At 73.2% G+C, this 23,740-nt stretch carries 11 protein-coding genes; 4 read left to right on the top strand and 7 right to left on the bottom strand.

Annotated elements, in window-relative coordinates; all coding sequences use genetic code 11:
• Positions 1 to 39 precede the first annotated feature (39 nt).
• The 6 genes from AB0M54_RS36895 to AB0M54_RS36870 form a co-directional block, all read right to left on the bottom strand.
• On the bottom strand, positions 40 to 2,061 hold the full coding sequence (locus AB0M54_RS36895) for a hypothetical protein (RefSeq protein ID WP_364476496.1): 2,022 nt from the start codon (positions 2,059 to 2,061) through the stop codon (positions 40 to 42).
• A gap of 96 nt (positions 2,062 to 2,157) precedes the next feature.
• The gene (locus tag AB0M54_RS36890; protein ID WP_364476495.1) at positions 2,158 to 4,452 is read right to left on the bottom strand and encodes a hypothetical protein; all 2,295 of its coding nucleotides are present in this window, start codon (positions 4,450 to 4,452) and stop codon (positions 2,158 to 2,160) included.
• 72 nt (positions 4,453 to 4,524) lie between these two features.
• Positions 4,525 to 6,852 carry a hypothetical protein gene (locus tag AB0M54_RS36885; RefSeq protein WP_364476493.1) on the bottom strand — a complete coding sequence of 776 codons (2,328 nt, stop codon included), beginning with the start codon at positions 6,850 to 6,852 and terminating at the stop codon, positions 4,525 to 4,527.
• A 28-nt stretch (positions 6,853 to 6,880) separates the two neighbouring features.
• A complete protein-coding gene (locus AB0M54_RS36880; RefSeq protein ID WP_364476491.1) occupies positions 6,881 to 16,171 on the bottom strand; it encodes a LamG-like jellyroll fold domain-containing protein in 9,291 nt (3,096 codons plus the stop codon).
• Positions 16,172 to 16,281: 110 nt separating this feature from the next.
• Entirely contained in the window at positions 16,282 to 17,409 is a 1,128-nt protein-coding gene (locus tag AB0M54_RS36875) for an acyltransferase (protein WP_364476489.1), read from the bottom strand.
• A gap of 37 nt (positions 17,410 to 17,446) precedes the next feature.
• On the bottom strand, positions 17,447 to 18,220 hold the full coding sequence (locus AB0M54_RS36870; protein ID WP_364322719.1) for a hypothetical protein: 774 nt from the start codon (positions 18,218 to 18,220) through the stop codon (positions 17,447 to 17,449).
• A 183-nt stretch (positions 18,221 to 18,403) separates the two neighbouring features.
• Between AB0M54_RS36870 and AB0M54_RS36865 the strand changes: the two genes are divergently transcribed.
• Positions 18,404 to 18,961, top strand: a complete 558-nt coding sequence (locus AB0M54_RS36865) for a hypothetical protein (RefSeq protein ID WP_364322716.1) — start codon at positions 18,404 to 18,406, stop codon at positions 18,959 to 18,961.
• Here AB0M54_RS36865 and AB0M54_RS36860 read toward each other — a convergent pair.
• Positions 18,958 to 19,470: an adenylate kinase gene (locus AB0M54_RS36860; protein WP_364322715.1), complete on the bottom strand. Its 513-nt coding sequence runs from the start codon at positions 19,468 to 19,470 to the stop codon at positions 18,958 to 18,960. The genes AB0M54_RS36865 and AB0M54_RS36860 overlap by 4 nt on opposite strands.
• 34 nt (positions 19,471 to 19,504) lie before the next feature.
• Between AB0M54_RS36860 and AB0M54_RS36855 the strand changes: the two genes are divergently transcribed.
• From AB0M54_RS36855 to AB0M54_RS36845, 3 genes are read left to right on the top strand one after another with little or no spacing between them, the layout of a single operon-like run.
• On the top strand, positions 19,505 to 22,267 hold the full coding sequence (locus tag AB0M54_RS36855; RefSeq protein ID WP_364476487.1) for a hypothetical protein: 2,763 nt from the start codon (positions 19,505 to 19,507) through the stop codon (positions 22,265 to 22,267).
• Entirely contained in the window at positions 22,254 to 23,081 is an 828-nt protein-coding gene (locus tag AB0M54_RS36850; RefSeq protein WP_364476485.1) for an ATP-binding cassette domain-containing protein, read from the top strand. The genes AB0M54_RS36855 and AB0M54_RS36850 overlap by 14 nt, the downstream gene beginning before the upstream one ends.
• Positions 23,078 to 23,674, top strand: a complete 597-nt coding sequence (locus AB0M54_RS36845) for an ATP-binding cassette domain-containing protein (protein WP_364476484.1) — start codon at positions 23,078 to 23,080, stop codon at positions 23,672 to 23,674. Before AB0M54_RS36850 ends, AB0M54_RS36845 begins: the two co-directional genes overlap by 4 nt.
• The last annotated feature ends 66 nt before the right edge of the window (positions 23,675 to 23,740 follow it).

Genomic DNA, 23,740 nt, shown 5'->3' with positions numbered 1-23,740 from the left:
TGGGCGGCCGGTGAACGGACGCCCAGCCGGCCCCCGGGATCAGCTCGCCGGCGGGGCCGGGAGGCTGCGCCCGGTGAAACCGGCCGGGGCCGCGGACGACTTGGCCGCGGTCGGCGGCGCCTGCCGGGTGTAGACCCGGGTGACGTCGTTGAGGTTGCGGAACACGATGATCCAGGACTCGCCGGACCCGTTGGTGATCGGCGCGACGGTCGGGTCGGTGGCCGCCGGGTCGGGGATGTCGGGGCTCAGCCGCTCCCAGTCACCCCAGGTCCCGGTGCCCTGGCCGGTTTCGAACACCCGGTAGATCTCGTTGTCGGCGCCCCGGGCGACGACCGCGGTCCGGCCGAGCCCCGGGTCGAGGATCGCCGCCGGCGCCCCGGCCGCCACGAACGTGCCGACCGCGCCCCAGGCGGCCGGCCAGGTGCCGTCCGCGTTCTGGAACTTGGACTGGATCGTCCCGTCCGCCGCCCGGACGAAGACCCGCGTCCGGAAGCCCGGGTAGACCACCGCGGCCGGGCCACTGACCCCGGCGTCGCTGATCGTCGTCCACCCCGACAGGGTGCCGCCGAAGTCCGCGGTCTTGAGCACGCCCGCGGTGTCGGTGGCGAAGAGCCGGACACCGGACCGGCCGGCCGCCACGGTCGGCACGCCGGCCAGGTCGGCGTCGCCGAGATCGATCCAGTCGCCGTACGTGGCGCTGTTGTTCGCGGTCTGGGTCTTGGCCCACAGCCGGCCGTCACGGCCGACCGCGAACAGCACGACCCGCCCGTCGCCGAGCCGGCCGATCGCCGGGGCGGCGGTGACCCAGCCACCGGCGTCGGCCACCGGGCCGAACCCCGGGGTGTCGGCGTTCGCCTGCTTCCAGGTCCACACGTCGCCGTCGGTGTTCAGGCCGGCGAGGACGGTCTTCCGGTCCTCCTGCTCGCCCAGCGCCGGCACCCCGCTGAAGGCCTCGTTGCCGGCGATCACCGTGAACGTCACGTCGGTGAAGACGTCCGGGTTGCGCTGCACGCCGGTGCGCAGGCGACCGAGGTTGTCCACGTACGCGTAGGTGATCGGTTTGAGCGCGGTGCCCGCGGGCGCGCCCTGGAAGGCGACCGTACGCGCGTACCTCGGGGTGGTCAGTTGCTGGGCGAACTCGCCGACCGGGGTCCAGGTGGCCGGCCAGTCCCCCGGTCCGAACGACTTCTGCTGGAGCTCGCCGGACGGGCTCACGCTGAACGTGTCGAGCTGGCTGGGGTTCTTGGAGGTGGCGGTGGGCGCGGAACCCGTGCCGCCGCCCAGCGAGATCCAGGCGGACCAGTTGCCACCCGAGTAGTAGCGGTGTTCGAGCTGGTTGTTCTGGCCGCGGACGAAGACGTCCAGGTGGCCGGCGCCCCACGAGGTCACGCCGGGCGCCGAGGCCAGGGTGCCGCCCATGCTGCCGAAGGTGCTCCAGGCGCCGTTCAGGAACCAGGCGTGCCAGAGCGCGTTGTCGGTTCCGCGGACGAACACCTCGACGTGCCCGTTCTGGTACGAGGCCGCGGCCGGCGCCGAGGTGAACGATCCGCCCAGGTCGGCCCAGCCGGACCAGCCGTTGTCCAGGTACCACTTGTGCTGGACCGAGTTGCTCGCCCCCCGGATGAACACGTCGAGGTGCCCCGGCCCCCACGAGGCGGCCGACGGCGCCGAGGTCAGGACGCCGCCGAGGTCGGCCCAGTCGGCCCAGCCGCCGGCGCTCGTCCAGGTTCGCTGGACCAGCGTGTTCGAGGTGCTCCGGGCGAAGACGTCGAGCCGCCCCGCGCCCCAGGACACGGCCGACGGCGCCGAGCTGATCGAGCCGCCCAGGTCGTTCCAGCCGGTCCAGGCGCCGTTCACGAAGGTCTTCTGGTGCAGGGCGCTGTCCGGTCCCCGGGTGAAGAGGTCCATCCGCCCCGGTTCGACCGACTCCACCGAGACCACGGCGCCGTCCAGCGCGTCGATGGCCGGCGCGGCCGCGGCCGGCGTCGCCGGTGTCAGCGCGTACCCGATGGTCGACAGCAGCAGAGCCGCCGCGACCGTGATCGCCCGTACTCGTCTCATCTCGCCCGATCCCCCGATCGATCTATGTGGACAGTTGGGGAGGAGAGAAGGCCGCCGGTGGGCCCCCGGCGGCCTTCGCACCCCTGATTGCTCCGGTCAGTCCGCCTTCGGCGCCGGAAGTGTGTGCGCCGCGAAGGTCGCCGTCGCCGCCTTCTTGCCGGCTCCCGACACCTCACGCAGGTAGACGCGGGTGGCGTCGTCGCCGTCGCGGAAGACGATCGCCCAGGTCGAGCCGGAGCTGTTGCTGATCGGGGCGATGGCCGGGTCGGTGGCCGACAGGTCGGAGCCGGTCGGGTCGAGCGGCACCCAGTCGCCCCACGAACCCGATTCCGGCCCGGTCTCGAAGACCCGGTGGATCTGGTTGTCGGCGCCCCGGGCCACCACCGCGGTCAGGCCGGAGGCGGGGTCGACGATGGCCACCGGCGCGCCCGCCGCGGCGAACGTGCCCACGGTCTGCCAGGCGGCCGGCCAGGTTCCGGCGGCGTCCTGGATCTTGGTCAGGATGCTGCCGTCACCGGCCCGCACGAACACCCGCGGGCGGGAGCCGGACAGCAGCGCGGCCGGCTTGTCCTCGACACCCGCGGCGCCGATCGTGGTCCAGGCGCCGATCGTGCCGTCGTCGGCGTACCGGACCGTACGCACCGCACCGGACCAGTCCCGCGCGAACAACTGCTGGCCGCCGGTGACCGGAACCGCGGTCACCGAGCCGGCCAGGTCCTGGTCACCGAGGTTGCGCCAGTACGAGGTGGTGCCGGTGACCAGCCGCAGGTGCCACAGCGCCCCGTTGTCGTCGACGCCGAAGCTGACGTTGACGCCGTTGGACAGGCCGACCGGGGTCGGCGGGAAGTCCATCGTGCCGCCGCCGTTGCCCCACGGGTTGAAGGTCGCCGCGCCGACCGCGGTCTGGCTGGCCACCCAGTAGTTGCCCAGCACGTTCGGCACGGTCACCTGGATCCGGCCGTCCGGGTACGCGTTCACGCCCGGCTGCCCCGCGTACGGCTCCTCGGTCGCCGGCGCCGCGCTCCACGTCACGGTGCCGAAGTCGTCCGGGTCGGCCTGGTGGCCGAGCCGCAGCACGCCGTTGTTGTCCACGTGGGCGTACTCGATCGTGCCCGGCGTCCCGCTCGGGTTGGCCGGTTGGATGACCGAGGTCGGCGAGTTCTGGGCGATCGGCAGCGGCGGCAGCGACTCGGCGAACCAGCCCTGCAGGTCGACGATCAGGCGCACCGTACCGGTGGAGACGCTCTTGACCCTGATCTTGCCGTCGGTCCCCGGCCGGATGACGGCCAGACCGGCCCGGGCCTTGCCGGCGTTCCACGTCGACACCGAGCTGCCCGGCTCGGTGTTGCCGATCCCCCACGACTTGAAGTAGCCGTTCTGGGCCGGGCTGTTGGCCTCGAAGTTCAGCGCCAGGCCGGCGATTCCCCGGGTCGGCAGGCCGTTGGTGCCGCCGACCGGGACGTCGACCGTCCCGTTGGCCGGCAGCGTGGTGTCGATCAGGCGCTTGACCAGCGGCCGCAGCCCGGCGCCGGTGACGCTGAGGCCGGTCTGGTAGCCGAGCAGCCGGATCAGCACGTTCATCGTGCCGGCGCTGTGGTTGACCAGGTTGATCCGCCCGTCCGCGGCGAGCCGGACCATCGTGCCGGACGACGTCGTTCCGGTGTCGAAGGCGAGGTTGGCGGTCTCGCCGCTGCCCCCGGTGGGCGTGGTGCCGACCCAGCCCTCCGCGGTGGCCGACGCGACCTGCAGGTCGACGAAGACCGCGGGTGAGCCGGCGGGCACGACGCCGCCGAGCAGGTTGACCGTCCGGCTGGCGTTGGACGCGATGCCGGTCGCGTTCAGCACGGTCGGGTTGCCGATGACGGGTACGAAGCCGCCCGGCCCGCTCGCGCCGCGGACCGCGGTGTAGTAGCCGAGCACGTCGACCAGGACGTCGATGTTGCCGGCGTTGTTGTAGAGATTGAGCTTGCCGTTGGCGCCGACCTCGACGATGGCCGAGTTCGACAGGTTGTCGGCGGCGGCGACGTTGACGGTCGCGACGCCCGGCCGGGCCGTCACGTCACCCTTCCACAGGGTCAGCCAGGTGGCCGCGGTCGGCGCCTTCGTGGTCACGTTGACCATGACCGCCCGCACGTTGGTGGTGGGCACCCCGGCCACGCCGAGCACCTGGAACTGGGTGGTGCTGGCCGGGCCGCGTACGCCCTTGGTGGTGCCGACCCCGGTCAGCGTGTTCAGCACGCGTCCCATGCCGGTCGACAGCGCGACGTAGTCGCCGCCCTTGCCGGAGTCATCCGCCCGGGCGGGCCGCGCCGCGGGCAGCGCCACCACCGCCCCGGCGGCCACCACCAGCGCCAGTAACACGTGGCGGAGTCGCCACCGATGCCTCGTCATTCCTACGTTCCTCCCCCGTGTGATCCGGGGGAGCACGCCGCGCACGACCCGCTCCCCCGGACAGCAAAGACGTCAGCGGCCGACCGGCGGCGCGGGCAGGGTGTGCCCCGTGAAGCCGGGCGTCGCGGCCCGTCCCTTCAGTGCCCCGGAGGTGATCTCCTGGCGCCGGTAGAGACGTTGAGCGTCGTTGATGTTACGGAAAACGATCACCCACGTCTGCCCCGATCCGTTCTGCAGCGGGGCGATCGTCGGCTCACTGGCCGCCGGATCGGAGGCATCCGGGTTCAGCCGCTTCCAGTCCTCCCAGGCCGCCGAGCCCGCGGCGGTCTCCCACGTTTCGTACAGCTCGTTGTCGGCGCCCCGGACGACCAGCGCGGTGCGGCCGAGCACCGGGTCGAGGATCGCGGCCGGCGCCCCGGCCGCGGTGAACGTGCCGATCGTGGCCCAGTCGGAGGCCCAGCCCCCGGCGAGGTCCTGCCCCTTGGTCCGGACGCTGCCGTCGGCCGCCCGGACGAAGACCCGCAGCCGCGAGCCCGGGGAGACGACCACGGCCGGGCGGCCGGTCACGTCGCCGCCGAGGTTGGTCCAGGCGCCCATCGCGCCGTCGGTGGCGTACAGGGCGGTACGGACCGCGCCGGAGGTGTCCCGGGCGAACAGCTGCTGGCCCTGCGCGACCGGAACCGCGGTGACCGGTCCGGCCAGGTCCTGGTCGACCAGCTTGCGCCAGTACGAGGTGGTGCCGGTGACGACCCGGTAGTGCCACAGGGCGCCGTCCGCGTCGACGCCCAGCCCGACCGGGCCGGTGGACAGCGTGACCAGCGTCGGCGGCGAGGCCAGCGAACCGCCGATGCCGGTCCAGGGGTCGAAGGTGGCCCCGTCCTTGGCGGTCTGGCCGGCCGTCCAGTAGGCGCCCGCGGTGTTCTGCGCGATGACCTGGACCCGGCCGTCGGCGTACGCGGCGATGGCCGGCGGCCCGGTGTGCGGATCGGCCGTGGCCGGGGCCGCGGTCCACTGGAGCGACAGGAAGTTGTCCGGGTCGGTCTGGTGACCGAGCCGGGTCACACCGATGTTGTCGACGTACGCGTACTCGATCGTCCCGAGCGACGTCCCGGAGCCCGGCGGCTGGAGCACCGCGGTCGGCGCGTACTGCGCGATCGGCAGCGGCGTGATCGGTTCGGCGAACCAGCCCTGGAGGTCGAGGATCAGCCGGACCGAACCGGTGGAGTTGTTCTTCACCCGGATCTTGCCGTCCGTGCCCGGCTTGACGACGGCCAGCGCCGACCGGGTGCGATCGGCGTTCCAGTTGGCGATCGAGCTGTTCGGCTCGGCCGCGCCCAGGCCGTACGCCTTGAAGTAGCCGTTCTCGGTGTTGCTCTGCGCGGTGAAGTTGAGCGCGACGCCGGCGATGTTCCGGACCGGCAGGCCGAACGTGCCGCCGATCGGCAGGTCGACGGTCGCGCCGGCTGCCACGGTCTGGTCGGTGACCCGCTTGACCAGCGGCCGGTAGCCCGCCCCGGCGGTGTTCACGCTGGTGACGTAGCCCAGCAGCCGGGCCAGCAGGGCGACTTCGCCGGTGCCCCCGTTCCGGAAGTCGGCCCGCCCGTCCGCGGCGAGCCGGACCATCACGCCATGGGCGGTGGTGCCGTTCTCGTGGGCCAGCACGGCGTGCTCACCGCTGCCGCCGGTCGGCCTGGCGCCGATCCAGCCGTCGGCCGTGGCCCGGTTGGTCTGCAGGTCGAGGAAGACCGCCGTCGACCCGGCCGGCACCACGCCGCCGAGCAGGTTGACCGAGATGGTGCCGCCGGCCGGGACCAGGCCCGGCGACGGCACGCCGATGCCGGCCGCGGTGCTCAGCACGGTGGGGGTGGACGGCACGGGCACGAAGCCGCCCGGCCCGGCGGCGCCGGTGATCGTGGTGAAGTAGCCGAGCACGTCGACGATCACGTCGATCTTGCCGACGCTGTTGTAGAGCTTCAGCTTCCCGTCCGCGCCGACCTCGACGATCGCCGAGTTGGACAGGTTGTCGCCCGCCGCCACGTTGACGTGCTGGACGCCGGGCCGGGTCGCCAGCTCGCTCCGGAACAGCGTCAGGAAGGTGACCTCGGTCGGCGCCTTGGTGGTGATGTTGACGAACACCGCCTTGACGTTGGTGGTGGGCACGCCACCCACCCCGAGCACTTGGAACGGCGTGATGCTCTGGGGGCCACGCTGCCCCTTGGTGGTGCCGGTCCCGTTCAGCGTGTTGAGCACGCGGGCCATGTTCGTCAGCGGCACATAGTCGCCGCCCCGGCCCGCCGCGTCGGCCAGCGCGGCCGGCGCGCTCGGCACCGCCACCACGGCTCCCACCGCCACGGCCAGCGCCACCACCACGTGGCGAATCCGCCACCTACGCCTGATCATTGGTCCTCCCCAGATGCGAAAGTGTTCATCACGGCCACCTTCCGGTCGGGCCGTGGTAGGTGATGTCGGCGCCACTGCTCTCGGCGAACTCAGTCATCGAGCCCTTGCAGCGAGAGCAAGGTGGCCTGGTTCCGGTGAGGTGCAGGGTGTCGCCGTCCTCGATCGGTATATGGTTGAAAACCCCGAAATAGGTGTCCCCGACGACCTCGAAGCGGCTGGGCAGGCCGAACATGCGCGTCGCTCGGTTCTCGGTGTGGGTCAGCGCCTGCTGGTTCCACCCGCCGTCGACCGAGCGCTCCGCCGCCGTCATGTTGCCGCTCCACAGGCTGCCGGACACCTTGGAATGGCCGGCCGAGCTCCGGAGGTCGTAGGTGAGAATGTGGTTCGCCTTCCCGGGCGCCGTCCACCTGCCGACACCGCCCTGACCGGCGATCGAACAGCTGTCGTTGTGGACCAGGACCGCGGCATCACCGGCCGCCACATAGAAGGTGTGCAGGCCGTCGACCGTGAGGTTGTAGACGGTGGTCCACTCGGTCCGGGGCCGGGTGCTGTGGACGGTCGCCTGGCGGTGGTCGGCGGTCTCGAAGCGGTAGCCGGGGCGCAAGTTTGTGGGGAGGACCCAGGTTCTCAGGTCGGTGACCCAGAACGGATGCTCGTCGGTGGCCGTGATGACGTGTGGGCCGTCGCCGGTGTCCACGGTGATGTCGACCAGGTGCTTCTCGCCGGTGCCGGTGATCACATCGGTGACCACGCGGTTCTCGGTGCGGCCGGTGGTCGGGTCGGTGGCGACGACCGGGTCGCCGACGCGGACCAGGCTGATCCGCCTGGTTCCGCCGTCCGGGGTGAGGACGCCGGTGTCGCCGGTGAAGCTGTTGCGGCAGCCCGATCCGCCGCGGCCGAAGCCGCTGGTGACGGCGCCGATGCCGGCGCTGGTCGCCACCCCGGCGAAGTTCACCCGGCCGGTGGCCGCGTACTGGGCGACGCCGTCGCTCACCGCGCCGTCGACGCCGCCGCTGATCAGGTGGCCGCCGAGCCCGCTGAGTCGCCCGCCGACCGCGCCGGCGACCTTGCTGCCGACCAGGCCGGAGCCGCCGCCGAGCAGGCCCTGCGCGCCGCCGATGCCGGCCGACTTGACGGCGTCGCCGAGGCTGTCGATGTCGCCCTGGGCCGCGTCCTTGGCCAGGTTGATCAGGGCCGCCGAGCCGGCGACGCAGGCCACCGCCCCGGCCCCGGCGGTCGCCACCGTGCAGGCCGCGCCGGCGGCGATGCTGCCGACGATGGCCAGGCCCTCGATGATCGCGTCCTGGTGCTCCTGGACGAACTGGCCGACCGCGTCGGCCGCCTTCGAGACCGTCTCGACCACGGCGCCGTACCGCTCGACGGCCTTGTGGTAGACGACCGCGGCGAACTTCGACGGGTCGACGATCGCCTGCACGGTCAGCGCCAGGACGGCCGGCGCGATGGTGACCGCGCTCTGGATGAGTTTGCCGCCCACCTTGATCAGGGGTTTGGCCGCGGCCGCCAGGACCGGCAGGGGCGAGTACTTGATCGCGGTCCGCACCGCGGCCATCGCCCTCCGGGTGACCTCCTGGCGTTTCTTCGCCAGCTCCTTCCTGGCCGCGTGGTACTGCTGTTTCGACCATTCCTTGAACTGGCCGGTCGCGGCCGCGTCGAAGCCCTCCTTGACCTTGGCGACCACGCGATCGGCGCCGGACTTGTGGTAGAGGTACGACGTGAGCCGCCCGAGCGGGCTGGCCCGGAACGCCGAGAAGACCTTCCCGACGCCCTGCTTGGCGTAGCCCCAGCCGGTGGTCACCGCCTTCCAGCCGGCGCTGGTCACCGACTTGACCTTGTTCCAGCCGCTCTTCACCCACCGCGGCAGGTGCCCGTCCGGGTCGTCGTGGTCGAGGGGCGCCCCGGCGCCGTAGGTGTAGCGGTTGGCCAGGATCGAGTCGCCGGTCGAGTAGCCGAGGCTGTCCCGTGAGCCGAACGTGCCGCTGCCCGGGTTGTACCAGCGTGCGCCCATGTCGACCTGCTGGGTGGCCGGGTCGGTGTAGTCGCCCTGGAAGCCCAGGTTGCCGGTGTCGCCGTCGGTGGCGAGCACCTTGCCCCACGGGTCGTACGCCGTGGAGGACGCCGGCTTGGCCGGGGTCGGCCGGGTCGGGTCGAGCACCGCCACGATGTCGCCGTGCACGTCGCCGATGGTCAGGCGGGCCTGCTGGCCCTGGCCGACGGCGAGCAGCTCGCCGCCCGGGCCGCGAGCGAACTTCTCGGCGCCGTCCGAGACCGGGTCGTCGCCTCCGCCCCCGTACGCCCACCGGACCCCGTTGCGGGTGGCGACCCGGTCGGCGCCGTCGTAGGTGTAGGTCACGCCGGGCGCGGTGGTCATCCGGTCGAACGCGTCGGACGTGTACGGCTCGGCCAGCCCGGAGCTGGTGCGCGTCCGCAGGGTGCCCCGGGCGGTGTAGGCGTAGGTGTAGTCGCCGTCGGCGAGCAGCCGGTTGCGTTCGTCGAAGGTGGACGTCTTGGGGCCGGCCCGGGTGCGGTTGCCGGAGTCGTCCCAGTCGTAGCCGACCGTGCCGGCCGCGCTGGTCCAGGCGATGAGGCGGCCGGCCTTGTCGTAGTCGTAGGTGTTCTGGCCGGCTCCGGCCGTACCCGTCGTGTTCTTGCTCTTGATCTGGCCGTTGAGGTCGAAGCCGTAGGTGATCGACGAGACGCTCTGCCCGGACTGGTTCCTGATCGTGTCACTGGCGACGTGGCCGAAGTCGTCGTAGCCGTAGGTCCGGGTGGACAGCGCGCCGTACTCGACGGTGCTGAGCATCCCGGCGTTGTCGTACCCGAGCTTCTGGGTCACGCCGGTCAGCGCGTCCTTGACGGTGTCGAGCCGGCCACGGTCGTAGGTGAAGGTGGCGGTGCCGGCCGCGTCCGTCCGGGAGGTGACCTGGGAGTCGGCGTCGACGACGAACGACGCGGCGCCGGACGGGCCGGTGACCCCGAGCAGGTTGTCCCGGTCGTCGTAGGTGTAGCGGTCCTCGCCGCCGGGCGCGCCGACCGTGACGAGCCGGCCGGCGATGTCGTAGCCGAGCGACCGGGCGGCCGTCGCGGCCTCGGCACCCGCACCGGTCTCGCTGGTGAGCCGACCGGCGGCGTCATAGCCGCGGGTCCGGCTGACGCCACCGGGCGCGGTCAGCCGGACCGGCTGCAGGGTCTTGTCGTAGCCCACCGACCAGGTGCGGTCCGCCTCGGCCGGGTGGGACGCGGTGGCCGGCTCGACGGTCGACTCGGACAGGCCCAGGCTGTTGACCGTGTAGACGGTCGCGTGGCCCCGCCCGTCGGTGTACCGGGTGCGGTTGCCGGCCGCGTCGTAGCCCCACGAGGTGGTGATCGACCTGGTGGCCGACACCGGCTCGACCTGCCGGACCAGCTGGTTCGCGGCGTCGTAGGCGTAGGTGGTCCGGGTCGAGTACGGGTCGGTGGAGGCGACCAGGTTGCCGGCCGGGTCGTACTCGTAGGTCGTCGAGCGCAGCGTCGTCCCGGCGGCGTTCAGGCTCGAGTCGGAGATCCGCCGGCCGAACAGGTCGTAGCCGACCCGGGTGGTGCGGCCCTTGCCGTCGGTGACCCGCACCTGCCGGCCCGCGTAGTCGTACCCGAACTCGGTCACCACCCCGGTCGGCGACGTCGTCCGGGTGACCTGCCCCTGACCGTCGAACGCGTTGCTGGTGAGGGCGCCGGACGCGCTCCGCATGGCCACCACGTTGGCGGCGTCGTCGTAGGTCAGCCGGCTGGTGAAGTTCTCGGTGACCGGGTACCGCTCGACCTGGGTGGAGCTGACGGCGCGGTCGAGGTCGTCGTAGGTGGTCTCGACCCGCGCGCCGGTCGGCCCGGTCACCGACAGGGTCTCCCCGGTGCGGGTGTACGCGTACCGGGTGATCGCCCGCTCGTCGTTCGTGCGGGCCGGCTCGTCCAGGACGGTGAGCCGGTCGAGCTGGTCGAAGGTGAACCGGGTGGACGTGCCGTCCGCGTCGACCGACTCGATCACGTTGCCGTTGGCGTCGTACCGGTTCTCGGTGACCGGCACGACCGCCTCGCTCGCGCCCGGCGCGGTGTAGCTCGGCGCGATCGACCGCACCACCCGGCCGAGCCGGTCGTACTCGCTCCTGGACACGTTGCCCAGCGGGTCGAGCGACGCCACCGCCTCGCCGAACGCGTTGTACCCGACCTTGCTGACCGGCCGGACCGTGGCGGCCGGCTGCCCGTTGCTCTCGGCCGCGACCGGCGCGCCGCGGACCTCGGTCGTCCGCCCCAGCTCGTCGTTGACAAACGTCGTGGTGTACGCCGCCGGGTCGGCCCCGGTGACCGTGCCGCGCGGGTCGGTCGCCGAGATCGGCACGCCACGGTCGTCGTAGTCGTTGACGGTGACCTGGGTCTGGTCGCCCGCGGTGACCGTCTGGCGGATCATCTGGTTGCCGTCGTCGTAGGCGTACGCGACCTGCTCGGTCTGTGCCGCCACCGGCCACGGCAGGTTGGACGGGCTGCCGGTCCGGGTGGTCAGGACGACGTTGCCGTTCCCGTCGTACCGGAACGTGGTGACCCGCTGCTCCGGGCCGGGGCCGGCCGTGGTCGAGATGACCTTGCCGGCCGCGTCGACCTCGTTGGTGACGACCTGGGTGCGGTTGTTGAGGATCTTCTTGACCGGGTGGCCGGCGCCGTCGTACTCGGTCTCCTCGGTGACGTAGTCGCGGGTGCTGCCGTCCGGGTCGTGGAAGTTCTTCATCACCACCCGCTGGAGCAGGTCGTCCCGGTAGTACTGGTACTCCAGCCGCCGGCCCATGGCGTCGGTGTCGCTGGCCAGCCGGCCGGCGAAGTCGTACGAGTACCGGTGCAGCACCAGGTGGTCGCCGGTGCCGGTGGGCGGGGCGCCCTCGGGGTCACCGCGCCAGTCGCGGGCCCGGATCTCGGCGATCTTGTTCTGCGCGGTGTACGCGTAGTCCGTCCGATTGCCGTTCGGATCCTGCTCGGTCACCTTGTTGCCGAACCGGTCGTAGCCGGCGGTGGTCTCGTGGCCGAGCGGGTCGACCTGGCGCACCGGCCGGTTGAACTCGTCGTACTCGGTAAGGCTGGTCCGCGGCGGGTCGCCACCGAGCAGATCGGCCGCCGTGGCCCCGGTGACGTTGCCGTCGGCGTCGTAGGTGGTGGTGATCTGGGTCTGGTGGCGGACCCCGCTGACCGCGTCGGTGGTCGCCGGGCCGATGCTGGTGGTCATCCGGCCGTGGCCGTCGTACCGGTACGCGGTGGTGACGCCGTCCGGGAAGGTGTCCGAGATCTGCTTCTCGGCGATCTTCCGGCCGATCGGGTCGTAGGTGTACTCGGTGATCAGGCCCTTCGGGTCGGTCACCTGGGCCAGGTCGCCGTTCTGGAGGTAGCGGAACCGGGTGACCTTGTCCCGGCCGTCCGTGGTGGACGCGAGCAGGCCGGGCGGCGGGTTGCCGCTGTCGAACGCCGCCTCGGCCCCGGTGGTGTAGGTGTGCTTGACCCGGCTGCCGTCGGGGTTGGTCTGCTCGGTCAGGTTCCCGGTCACCGGCGCGTACGCGTAGCGGGTGACGTACTTCGGGTCGGCGGCCGAGGCCGACCGTGCGTCCCGGGTCTCGACGGCCAGGTCGCGACGCGGGTCGAACTCGTCGGTGACGGTGGCCGAATAGGTCGTGTACGCCGTGGAGCACTGGTTCTCGGTGCGGCAGGTCGTGCGGGTCAGCACGTTGCCCCGCTTGTCGTAGGTCAGGTCGACGGAGTAGCCGTTCTCGTTGACGACCTGACTCTGGTAGCCCTGCGCGTTGTAGCTGAAGCTGCGGATGGCCATGCCCTCGAGTGGGTGCCGGACGAAGACCGGGCCGCCGGAATCGGCCGGGATGATCGTGCAGAAGCCCGGGTCCTGCGGGTCGGGCCGGGTGCACTGCTCGGCCGGCGGATCGGCCGGCGGCGTGCTCGGCCGGGGCTGGTCCTCGGCCCGGGTCTCCAGGCCGAGCGGGACACCCGAGCGCAGCATCCGGCCGGTGATCGCGTCGTACTCGTACAGGTGGGGCCGGTCGGCCGGGTCGTTCACCTGGATGCTGCGGCGCAGGTCGTGGTCGTCGCCGTAGACCGCCGGCCGGCCGACGTCCCAGGTGCCGCCGTTGCCGTCGGTGTACTCCTTGACCCGGTCGGTCGCGGTGTCGTAGGTGATCTCCGAGGCGACCTTCCCGCTGGGCCGGATCACCTTGCTGAGCTGCTGCGCGGCCGGGCTCGCCATCGCCCGGTGGGCCTTGACCGTGGCCTCGCCGAGCGGGTGGTGGTAGACCGCCACCTCGTCGATCACCCCGTGGAAGGACCGCTGGGCGGTGCCGCCCCAGCCGGGCCAGGTGCCGGTGGCGTACGCCGCGCCGATCTGGTTCTCGGAGAGCAGGGTGGCGTCGACCGTGACGCCGGTCTGCTCGCCGGCCCTGACCCCGTCCAGGTAGAGCGTCTGGGTGGTGCCGATCAGGGTCAGCACGGCGTGGTGCCAGACGTTGTTGTTGACCACCGCGGCCGAGGTGATCGGGTTGATCGACCCGACCGCGAACTGCCCGCGGAGCAGCCCGTCGGTGCCGGTGTAGAGGATCGGCACGCCGGTGGTCGAGGCGGTGCCGAGGGCCTTGTTCTGGTAGCCGACCAGCGGGCCGCCGGTCTGGGTCAGGCCGACCTTGAACCAGACCTCGACCGCGGCGTCGCGGCTCTTCTTCAGGGTGCCCCGGGGCAGCGTGACGGACGAGTTCGTGCCGCCGAACGAGGCCGCGGTGTCGGTGGTGCCGGCCAGCGCGCCGGCCGCGCCGAGGGTCACGTTCTGGTAGGTGCCGGCGTCCTGGCCCAGGTTGACCCCGACGTCGCTGGCGGCGCCGGAGTTGCTGACCGCCCCGGCGCCCGGCGCGGTGTCGCCCAGCCGCCAGTACGACTCCGGCCGGGCGTCCTGCACCGCGGTCCGGTAGTGCGACCCGGCCGAATACTCGTACTGGGTGCACTTCTCCTCCGGCGAGCACACCTTGGTGAGCAGGTCGCCGGTGTAGAAGTACTGCCAGGTCAGCTCGGCCCCGCCGACCTTGTCGGTGCGGACCTGCCTGACGTGGTTGCCCTCCCAGACGAACGTCAGCTTGCGGCCCAGCCGGTTGGTCTGCGAGTTCGAGACCTGGACCGTGGCCGGCCGGCCGGCGCCGTCGGGGCTGAGGATCACCGAGCGCAGCGCGTTGTCGGTGATCTTGGCGAGTTTGCCGCTGCCCAGCGTGAAGTAGTAGGTCGTGCCGCTCTTGTCGAGCAGCACCCACTGGGTGCCGGTGGTGGTCAGCCGGGCGGTGCGGCCGGCCGGCGGGGCGTACGAGCCGTCCGGGTTCCGCCCGAACCGGACCGCCTGCCCGTCCTGGTAGGTGACCACGACGTTGCCCGAGCCGTCGCCGTCCGGGACCACCTTCATGTCGTAGCGCGACGACCAGCCGGCCCCGAACGCGCCGTCCACCCGCGGGTCCATGCTGTTGTAGGTGCGCGCCACGTTCAGGTCGGGACCGGCCGTGCCGACCACGGCGTCGAGCGCCGCGGTGCTCAGGTTGCCGGTGTTGGCGTCGAACTCGCGGCCGGTCTCGGCGTACGGGGCGCCGGCCACCCGGGAGACGACATCGGGCTGCGGGACCGAGGCGATGATCGTCGAGTACGCGGACACGGTCTCGTTGTTGTTGTCCTTGACCGTGGTCCGCCACTGGTAGTTCCGGCCCCAGAGCAGCCGCCCGGCCGGTACGGTCCACGCCTGCCTGGCCTGGAAGCCGGAGTTCGTGCAGGACACCGGCTTGTTGTCGGCGTCGACGTCGCAGACCTCGAACCTGAACTGCAGCGTCTGCCCGGGCGGCGCGTCGGTGTCGACGGCACGGGCCCAGAGCAGCGGTTGCAGCGTCGGCGCCTGGTAGCCGTTCGGCGGGTAGAGCTCGGCCACCACCGCCGGGATGTCGATGACGTGCAGCACGATGCGCGCGGGCGGCACCTGGAAGTCGGTGAACACCGCGCCGCCGGTGCGCACCATGGTGTAGTCGAGGAAGTACACGCCCGGGGGCAGCGCCTTGATGGTCGCGTCCAGGGTGACCTTGGCGTTGCGGGCCACCGTGCCGGGCAGGGTGGCGGCCCGCTGCTGCACGACCGAGACGCCGGTCCGGGCGTTGTAGGCGCGGTAGGCCAGGTAGTAGGTGCTCGGCGTCCAGGCCTCGGACCCGGTGTTGGTGACGGTGACCTTGACCTTGCCGTCCTGGATCTGGGTCACGGGCGGATTCGGCACCGGGTTGGGGATCTCGTACTTCGCGTTGTACGGGCTGTGCGTCACGTACAGCGTGGGCCGGTTGGCCGTTCCCGTGCCGCCGAACTTCTTCCAGTCCTTGCTGTCCGAGGTGGTGGCCCGCAGCGAGAGCCCGTGGTTGGGCTGGCCGTCGGCCCAGCGCTGCACCACCTGACGGCCGCCGTTGCCGAGGTCGACGAACTCGGCCGCCATCGGGCAGGGCGACGTGGCCGACCCGAGCGGGATGTGACCGTGCGCGAACGACGCCGAGGCCAGCGAGCCCCCGACGGACGGGCCCGGATAGCTGTAGGCGCCCTCGTCCGACCAGGACTGGGTGACCGGGTGCACGGTGATCGGCCGCGACCGGCAGGAGCCGGCGTCGAAGTTGACCAGGCTGAGCCCGGCGCCGAGGATCGTGTGGCCGGCCAGCCGGGAGCTGACCGAGTCGAACCTCACGTACGCGGCCGCGTTCTGGCCGTCGTTGCCGACCAGCAGCTCGGAGCCGCCCTTGACGGTCGAGCCGCCGCGCACGTACATGCCACCGGTGCCGGCCCCCGGCTCGACCGGCGGGCCGGCCGAGAACTCGGTGGTCTGCGTGCCGTCGGCGTTGTCGTACACCCGCTCGGTCGCGTCGCGCGGCGTCCGCACCCGGCTGGTCCGGCGGTCGAAGCCGGCCTTCGCGCCGGCCGGCCCGCTGGTCACCGAGGCGCGGTTCGGCGGCGCCGCCGGCGCGGCCCGGGTGGTGTGCAGCGGGTACCGGGCGCGCTCCGAGGCGGGGATGATCCGGTTGGCGTTCCGGCCGGTCACCGACCCGCCGGTGGCGGTGCCCCAGCGCTGGGCCGGCTTGGCCGCCGCCCGGTGCGCCGAGGCCCGGGCCCGGTCGCGCTCGGCCGCCGGGACCGTGGTGATGCCGGAGCCGCCCAGGTCGAGGGCGAGCACGAAGGCCAGCAGGGCGGCGAGCGCGGTCCGTGCGGGCAGGCGCCATCGATCGAGCTGCATGAGTCCGCCCCCGTATCGACCGAGTTCGATAACCGTCGACGGGACGGTCGCAGCCGGTCCGGAAAGGGGTCAAGCAGAGATCGGACACGTGCGGAAACCCGCACGATCGACTACGCCGCCCGGCGGAACAGGGCGGCGAACGAGCGGTGGCGCTGGAACGGGAACTCGAAGACCTTGGCGAACAGCCAGGCGCCGATCAACGACACACCGCCGGCGACCACGGTGGTCACCGCGAAGGCGGTCAGCCCGTGCCCGAACCGGGGCGCCACCACGGTCAGGCTGATCGCCACCACGATCGGCAGGTGGATCAGGTAGAGGCTGTACGAGAACGAGCCCAGCCAGGCCAGCGGGCGGGCGCTCAGCAGACCGGCCAGCCAGGCCGGACGGCCGGTGGCCAGGGCCACCACGAGCAGGGCCAGGGCCGGGGTGATGGCCAGGTCGACGGTGAAGTAGTTGTCCACGACCCAGCCGCCGCCGCGGATCACGATGAGCGCGGCGGCCGGGACCGCCGCCGCCATCGACATCCAGAGCCATGGCGCCCGGCGTACCGCATCATCGGCCGCGACGATCCCCGCCGCCGCGACCCCCGCCGCGAACACCGGGAGCAGCTGCCAGGCCAGGTGCCGGGCGGCATCGGCCGGGGGCGGATTGATCAGGCCGTAGGCGATCACCGGTGCGGTCGCGCACAGCAGCATGACCGCGATGCCGGCCCGGCGGGTGATCAGCAGGAGCAGCGGGAAGGTCAGGTAGAGCAGCGCCTCGACGCTGATCGACCAGAAGGCGCCGTTGGGCGTGGGCGCGCGCACCAGATCCTGCAGCAGCAGGCCGAAAACGATCACCGACTTGCCGTTCGGCGGGCCGGAGTGCGGCATCCGCACCACGGTCAGCGTGATGATCAGGCTGAGGACCAGGGCGGCCCAGTACGGCGGGAGGATCCGCCAGGCCCGGCGCCGGACGAAGCGTCGCAGCCCGCCCAGCCGCCAGCCGTTGCGCGCCGCTGAGACGGCCAGCGAGAAACCGGACAGGACCAGGAAGAACACCACCGCCAGCCGGCCCAGGCCGAGCCAGTCCAGCCAGGCCGGGCCGGTGCTCCTCGGGAAACCCTTGAAGGTGTACGCCCAGCAGTGGAAGAGCAGCACGTACAGGGCGCAGAGGCCACGCAGCCCGTCCAGGCCGGCGATCCTCGGCGGCGCGGGGGTCTCGGCCGGCGTCGCGCGCTCGAGCAGTGCTTCGCTCACACCTACCATTCACGCGGCCGGGCCGTGAATCGTTCGGTCAGGCCGCCAACGCCTGGGTGGCCGCCCCGCGGAGGTAGCGGGCCGTGGCCGGCTTCAGGAACAGGTTCGGCACGTCGTCCGGCGCCTCGCCGTAGAACATCCCGTACAGGATCGCGGCGTCCAGGTAGATGGCCTGGCTGGTGGGGTGCTTGCCGTCCTTGACGATCAGCGGGGTGGTGCCGCGCCGGGCCACCACCTTCTCGAACCCGTCGCTGATCGGCGCGAGCACGACCGGCAGCGGCAGGTCCCGGGCGAGCCGCTCGTAGTTCCGGTCGATCGCGGCCACGTTCGCGGCCCGGCTCGGGAACCCCTTGTGGGGTACGAGCGCCCAGTTCTTGAACAGGATCACCTTGCCGCCGGGCTTCAACGACCGGGCCAGGGCCGGGGTGTACGTGTCGAGCAGGGTGCGCCGGACCCGGGCCGGGTCGCTGGCCACCAGCACGCTGAACTCCTGGAGCAGGATGAAGTCGTAGCGGCGCCCGGCGGTCAGCGGCCGCCTCGACAGCCCGGTGTCCCAGCTCTTCTGCAGCGTGCTGCCGTACCGGATGGCCTTGGTGACCCGGACCGTGCGGCCCCGCGCCCCGGCCATCCGGCGGACCACGTCGGGGGTGTCCTCGCCGCCGCGGGTCCTGGTGCCGATCAGGCTGTTGCCCACGAACAGCACGTCGATGACCGCCGAGCGGGCGGCCGTGACCTCGCGCGACCCGCTGGCCACCAGCCCGGCCGAGGCGACCGCCCCGACCACCACCAGGGTGAGAACTTTTCGCAGCACGTCGTCATGGTGCGGTCCCGGCGCAAGCGCCCGGCTCAGCCGGTCGGCCGATATATCCCCCCGTTGAGGGTGGTTTGGTGCACCCCGCCCGGCCATGACCCAACCGTGACACCACCCGGAGGCCGCGCTGGGACGGTGTCGCCACGCCGGCCGAGGGGCCGGCGCCAACCGAGGGGAAGCACCATGCGGACACGAACCAAGATCCTGGTCCCGGCGGTCGCGACCGTGCTCGCGCTGCTGGCCGGCGGGCCGTCGGCGGCGGCGCTGCTGGACGACGACCTGGCCCTGAGCGCGGACGGCGCCGGCCCGGCCGACTGCGACGGCGGCGTCCAGGAGCAGAGCCTGGCCCGGCTCAACGACACCCCGGTCGCCCTGGCCGAGGGCGGCTGGGCGCCGGTGCCCGGCAGCTTCGTGACCTTTGTGACGCCGGCCATGGACAGCGACCACATCCTGGTCACCTACTCGGCCGAGGGCCGCCTCCAGGGCCAGGGCGTCAACGTCGTCGCGCCGGTCGACTTCGTCGAGGTCCAGGTGCTGCTGGACGGGGCGCCGATGCCGCCGGTCAACGACCTCTCGTTCACCACCGACGCGGGCCAGGCCGACAGCACGCAGGTCTGCAAGCGGGTCGGCCCCGGCAACCACACCGTGCGGGTGACCTACCGGCTCGTCGACCAGGCGGCCAACAACGCCCTGACCGGCACGCTGGACGACCAGCTGCTGCACGTCGAGATCTCCGACTAGGCCAGGTCGCGGAGCCAGGTCTCGAAGTCGTGAGGGTCGTCGAAGCGGAGAACGCGGAGATGACCCTCACGTCCGGTTCGTTCGGCCAGGTAGGCACGACGGGATCCGAAGGTGGCGACCGCGTGCCAGAACGGGTGGTCGCGGGTCAGCCAGTCGCGCCAGCGCTCGACGTTGCCGCCGAAGACCGGCTCGCGGCGCCACGACCGGGACAGCGACCGGCGAAGCAGGCGGGGCAGCACCACCCGGCGCGGGTAGTCGAGCCAGACCACGGTGTCGGCCGCCGCCCACATCAGGTCGCGGACCGGCGGGTAGCCCCACGAGTCGATGATCCAGCCCGGCTCGCCGACGATCGCCTCGACGTCGGCGACCAGGGTCGGCGTCGTCGACCAGCCCGGGCCCAGGGCCAGCGCGTCCATCTCGTGGAAGGGCAGGCCGAGGGCGGCCGCCAACCGGCGCGCGGCGGTGGTCTTGCCGGCGCCGGACATCGCCACCACCAGCACGCGCCGCACCCGTCCACGATAGATCTTGTTGTAGCGTCGTCGCATGGCGTCCCGGCTCGCGGCGGTGGCCGTGTTCGGGGGGCTGCGCCAACGGGCATGGTCGGCGCTCGTCGTGTCCTCGTTCCTGGTGCTGGCGGCGGCCGCCGCGGCCGGGCCGATGTTCACCGAGGCGTCCGGCAACGCCGCCTTCACGGCGCGGCGAGCCGCGATCCCGGTCACCGCCCGGCAGGACGACAGCGCGGTGGTGCGGCTGTCGGCGAACACCCGGCCCAGCAGCGAGCAGGCCGGCGTGCTGGACGAGCTGCGGACCGTCCCGGGGCTGGAGCCGCCCCGGCTGACCGGCGGATCGATCGGCGCCGAGCTGGTGCGGGGCGTGTCCTGGGAATCGACCGTCGACGCCGGCGGGAAGCCGGCGCGGGCACGGCTGTTCGCGGTGGAGTCACCGGCCGGCGAGCTGGTGACGGACCGGACCGGCGGCGAGGGGCTGTGGCTGCCCGAGCCGGTCGCGACCGAGATCGGGGCCCGTGCCGGCGACACCATCACGCTGACGGTCGGCCTGGGCATCGACGGGGAACGCAAACGGGCCACGGCCCCGGTGGCCGGTGTCTACCGGGTGGACGCGGACGGACGGCTCCCGGCCGACCGCCCGGGGCGCCGGGTCTGGGCGCTGCGGAACCGGGACACCCCGGGCGACACCGAGTTCCGCACGCTCCCGGCGTACCTCCTGGTGGGCGACGTCGCGACCGTGGAGCGCCTGGCCCAGGCCGTGGGCGACCAGATCCTCTGGTCGGCCGAGGCAGCCCTGGCCCCGGACGCGACGCTGGCCGAGGCCCGGCGGACCGCGCACGGCGTCGAGGAGATGCGCCGGCGGTACGCGTCGGCCCAGATCGACGAGGGCCAGGACGATCCGCTCTCGTTGCGGTTCGCCAGCGGCATCGGGCGGCTGGCCGGCGCGGCCCAGGAGACCACGGACACGGTGCGGCAGCGGACCCGGCCGATGGAGTGGGCGGCGATCGGGATCGGGCTGGCCTCGGTGCTTGCGGTGGCGCTGCTGACCGCCCGCCGCCGTGATCGGGAGGTGCGCCACGCGGTGGCGGTCGGGCTGCCGGCGCCCGTGGTCGGCGGGTTGTGGCTGCTCGAACATCTGCTTCCGGCGCTGCTGGGCGCGGCCCTGGGCGGGCTGGCCGGGTGGCGGCTGGTGGCCGGGTTCGGGCCGCCGGGCGTGATCGCGGAGTCGTTCGGCCCGGCGGCGGCGCTGGCCGGTGCGGGCACGCTCGCCGGTCTGGTCACGGTGGGCGGGGTGGGCGCGCTGACCGCGGCTCGACGGGTACGCCCGGCGCCACCGGCCACGGCCCGCCGGTCGCTGCCCTGGGGCCTGCTGGTGGTGGTCGCCGCGCTGGTCGCCGCGGCCGGGCTGGCCGGAACGGGCGGGACGGCCGGTGACGCCCGCGGGGTGGACCTGCTCGTGCCGCTGCTCGTGCTCGCCGCCGCGGGCGTGCTGGCCGGCCACCTCCCCCGGTTGCTCGCCGCCTTCACCAGCCCGGCGCCCCGCGGGACCGCGTTGTGGCTGGCCCGGCGCCGGCTCGGCTCGGGTGGCGCCGAGCGCCGGCTCGCCGTCCTGGTGGTGACCACCGGCCTGGGCATGCTGCTGTTCGCGCTGTCGGCGCAGCAGGCGGCGGCCGTGACCGGCGACGACCGGGTGGCCGTGGCGGCGGGCGCGGAAGGCGTGGCCACCCTGGAGAACGGCTCGTGGGAGCTCGACCCGCACCCGACGCTGGTGCCCAAGGCCGGGCCCGACGGCTCCCCGCCGGAAGGACCGGTTCCGGGGGTACGCACACCGCCCTTGCCCGCCGGCGCCACGCTGGTCTGGCGCACCGACTCGGCCACGCCGCTGGACAACGGGCAACGCGAGGCGCTGCTGATCGACCCGACCGGCTTCCGGGACGTGGCGCTCTGGGGCCGCGGCGACGACCTGGCCGCGGCCCGGGACGCGGTGGCCCGGCTGGCCGCGGCGCCGACCGACCCGGACGGGACGATCCGGGCCATCGTGGTGAACGACCCGGCCGCCGCGGGCCTGAACTCGCTGCGGGCCGCGGTCGGCTTCGACAGCGCCAACCTCTCGGTGATCGCCCACGTGCCGGCCTTTCCCGGGCTGGGCAGCAAGCCGATGTACGTGATGGCGGCCGCGCCGGTCTTCGCCGAGCTGGGTCCGGCCGACCCGCGGCTGCGGCCCCGGTCCGGGCTGACCGGCGGGCAGGTCTTCGCCCAGACGTACGTGTGGAGCAGCTCCGGCGCCGCCGGCCTGAACGCGGTGACCGCCCCGCTCGGGGTGCGGCCGCAGCGGGTGGAGACGGCCGCGGTGCTGCGCCAGGACGACGTCTACGTGGCCACCGCCCGGGCCCGCGGCTACCAGCTCGCGGTGGCCGGCTACCTGGCCCTGCTCGCGGTTCTGACCCTCGGCGTGTACGCCCAGCGCACCGCCGCGATCCGCCGCCCGGCCGACCTCATGCTGGCCCGGGTCGGGCTGGGCCGGGCGCGGGTGCTGCGGGCCCGCGCGCTGGAGTTCGTGCTGCTCGGCGTGGTCGGGCTGGGCGCCGCGGTGGCCGGCGTGCTGGCGCTCGTACCGCTGGGTCCACGCCTGCTGGACGACCAGCCGGGCCTGCGGCCGGGGTTCGTCTTCGCACCGGCCCCGGCCGCCTTCGCCGTCACCGCCGCGGCCGCCCTGCTGGCCGTCGTGCTCGCGGTGGCCCTGACCGCCGTCCGCTCCCCCGGCGCCGAGGAGGAGGCCTACCGTGACAACGGATAGCGAGCCGCTGCTGGCCGGCCGGGAGCTGCTCCAGCTGTACGCCGCGCGGACCGGTCCGACCCAGGCCCTGCGCGGCGTCGACGTGACCGTGCGGGCGGGCCGGGTCAGTGCGATCACCGGCCCGTCCGGCAGCGGCAAGTCCACCCTGCTGGCCGTGCTGGCGCTGCGCGAACGGCCGGCCGGCGGCGAGCTGCGGCACCGGGGCCGGCTGGTGTCGGCGCTGTCCCGGCGCGAGCTGCACCGGCTGCGCCGCCGCGAGATCGGCTGGGTCGCCCAGCGTCCGGCCCAGAGCCTGTTCCCACAGCTCGACGCGCGTGGCCAGATCCTGCAGCTGGCCCGGCTGCGGGGTGTGCCGGCGGACGCCGCCGCGGCCCTGGCCGAGGTCGCGCTGAGCGACCAGGCGGGGACGCGGCCGGGGGTGATGTCCGGGGGCGAGCAGCAGCGGCTGGCCGTCGCCGCGGCCGCCGTGGGACCGCCCGGGCTGCTGATCGCCGACGAGCCGACCGCCGAGCTGGACGACGAGTCGGCCGCGCTGGTGCTGCGGTTGTTGCGGGACCGGGCCGACCGGGGCACGGCGGTGCTGATAGCCACGCACGACTCGCGGGCGATCGCGGCGGCCGACACCGTCCTGCGGCTGCGGCACGGGGTGCTGTCCGGCGCCGACGACGCCGGCCAGGACCGGACCGCGACGATCGACGGGCTCGGCCGCCTGCAGCTGCCGGAGGAAGCGCTGCCGCTCTTCCCGGCCGGCCGGGTCGTGGTCACCCTGGTCGACGGCCACGTCGAACTCCACCCGCCCGGGAGCACGCCGTGACGCTGGTCGAGATCCGCGCCCTCCGGCACCGCGTGCTGCACGACATCGATCTGACCCTGGCCCCTGGCAAGCTGGCCGTGCTGGCCGGGCGGTCCGGCTCGGGGAAGTCGACGCTGTGCCACCTGATCGCCGGGATCATGCCGCCGGCCTCCGGCGACGTCCTGGTCGGCGGCCGCCCCGCGCACCGGGTCACCGACTGGGCCACGGTGTCGCTGCTCCCCCAGCGGCCGGCCCTGGACCCCGAGCTGACCGTGGCCGAGAACGTGTTCCTGCCGAGCAGGGTGCGGCGCCGGGCGGCCGATCCCGGGTTGCTCGACCGGCTCGGCCTGGGCCCGATCGCCGCCCGCCCGGCCCGGGACACCTCGCTGGGCGAGCAGCAACGCACCGCGATGGCGCGGGCCCTGGTGCTGGTCCCGGCCGTCACCGTGCTGGACGAGCCGACCGCACACCAGGACGACGAGCACGTGAGCCTGGTCCTCGACGCGATCACCGCGGTCGTGCGGGACGGCACGCTGGCCGTGGTGGCCACCCACGACCCACGGGTCATCGACCTCGCCGACCGCGTGATTCCGATAGTTTCCGGAACTTGTTGACACGTCGCCGAGACTCGTCGAATACTCGGGCTTAGACATCGATCGATGTCCGGCCCTGCCACCGGG

The organism is Actinoplanes sp. NPDC051470 (genome assembly GCF_040682035.1).
Taxonomy (GTDB): domain Bacteria; phylum Actinomycetota; class Actinomycetes; order Mycobacteriales; family Micromonosporaceae; genus Actinoplanes.
Note: the sequence above shows the minus strand (reverse complement) of the source record. Positions and strands in the feature narration are given on the sequence as shown.